The organism is Microbacterium sp. B24, from assembly GCF_000333415.1.
Lineage (GTDB): Bacteria > Actinomycetota > Actinomycetes > Actinomycetales > Microbacteriaceae > Microbacterium.
Genome location: NZ_BADB01000439.1, coordinates 1 through 1,390, shown reverse-complemented (window position 1 = coordinate 1,390; position 1,390 = coordinate 1). Strand labels below are relative to the sequence as shown.

The 1,390-nt window shown below is 62.6% G+C and carries 3 protein-coding genes; 2 read left to right on the top strand and 1 reads right to left on the bottom strand.

Features of this window, described 5'->3' with window-relative positions:
* On the bottom strand, positions 1–110 hold a 110-nt coding region (locus I5I_RS16535; RefSeq protein WP_275574468.1), incomplete at its 3' end, for a sugar phosphate nucleotidyltransferase.
* A gap of 73 nt (positions 111–183) precedes the next feature.
* On the opposite strand from I5I_RS16535, the gene I5I_RS13130 reads away from it, so the two are divergent.
* A complete protein-coding gene (locus I5I_RS13130) occupies positions 184–930 on the top strand; it encodes a glycosyltransferase family 2 protein (RefSeq protein WP_036320554.1) in 747 nt (248 codons plus the stop codon).
* The gene (locus I5I_RS13125) at positions 927–1,316 is read left to right on the top strand and encodes a DUF2304 domain-containing protein (RefSeq protein WP_036320550.1); all 390 of its coding nucleotides are present in this window, start codon (positions 927–929) and stop codon (positions 1,314–1,316) included. Before I5I_RS13130 ends, I5I_RS13125 begins: the two co-directional genes overlap by 4 nt.
* Positions 1,317–1,390 lie beyond the last annotated feature (74 nt).

Genomic DNA, 1,390 nt, shown 5'->3' with positions numbered 1-1,390 from the left:
GGGTAGTACACCATCGGCTTGTCGTAGACCGGAATCAGCTGCTTCGAGACGCCGAGAGTAATCGGGTGCAACCGCGTGCCCGATCCGCCGGCGAGAATGATGCCCTTCACGGCTCAATCGTGACACACGCAGGCAACCGCGCAGCCCGGGGCGCGACACCGCCGCGGATAGACTTGTCGGACTATGGTCGTCACGCCTGAATCCGTTCTCGTCATCGTCCCGGCTTGGAACGAAGAACACAATGTCGGCACGACCGTTCGCGAGATCCTCGGTACTGACGACCGCTACCACGTCGCCGTCATCGACGACGGATCCACCGACGGAACGGCGCGCGAGGCTCGAATGTCGGGCGCGACGGTACTGAGCCTTCCCTTCAACCTCGGGGTCGGTGGGGCTATGCGAACCGGTTTCACCTACGCACTGCGCCATGGCTACCAACGCGCGATCCAGGTCGACGCAGACGGCCAGCACAATCCAGCTGATATCCAGAGCGTGCTGGCAGGGCTTGATCGTGCCGACATCTCCATCGGCGCACGCTTCAGCGACGTGGGCGACTACTCGGTAAGAGGTCCGCGGAAGTGGGCGATGCGTTTTCTCGCGTCCGTGCTGTCCCGGGTCGCGAAGACACAGTTGACCGACGTTACAAGCGGATTTCGCGCCGCGGGACCTCGCGCGATCCGCCAATACGTTCGCTATTACCCTGCCGAGTACCTCGGAGACACACTGGATTCGCTCGTTGCCGCCTGCCACGCCGGCTTGACGGTGACGCAGGTGCCCGTGGCGATGCGACCTCGACGGCACGGCAACCCGAGCCAGGGCCCGATAGGCTCTGCTATCTACTTGCTACGCTCCGTGTTCGCACTGGGACTCGCGCTCATGCGTCGTTCCCGTGTGACGGCACCCGAGGAGCTTCAGGAGGCCCCTGCATGATCGTATTCTTCGGCATCCTGCTGGCACTGGTCATGATCGGGGTGGTCATGTGGATGCTGTTGACACGTCGACTACGCGAGAAGTATGCGGTGTTGTGGCTCGTTATTGGCCTCGCAGTCCTGATCCTGGGACTGTTTCCCCAGCTCCTGTTGGGTCTGACGGCATTGCTGGGTGTGCAAGTTCCCGCAAACCTGTTATTCGCGCTCGGCGGCGTGCTGACCCTCGGTGTCGCTCTGCATCTGTCCTGGGAGCTGTCGCAAGCCGAAGAAGAGATCCGGCGCACGGCGGAAGAATCGGCGATCCTCCGCGCTCAAGTGGAGGAGATTCACACTCGAATGCAGCGGTGGGAATCCGACCGACACACGGACGTCGATGACGACGCCTGACCGCGCAACGCACTCCGGCGTCTTCTATATCCTCGCCGCGACCGTTATCGCTGGGGCGATCGGTTACGTCATCC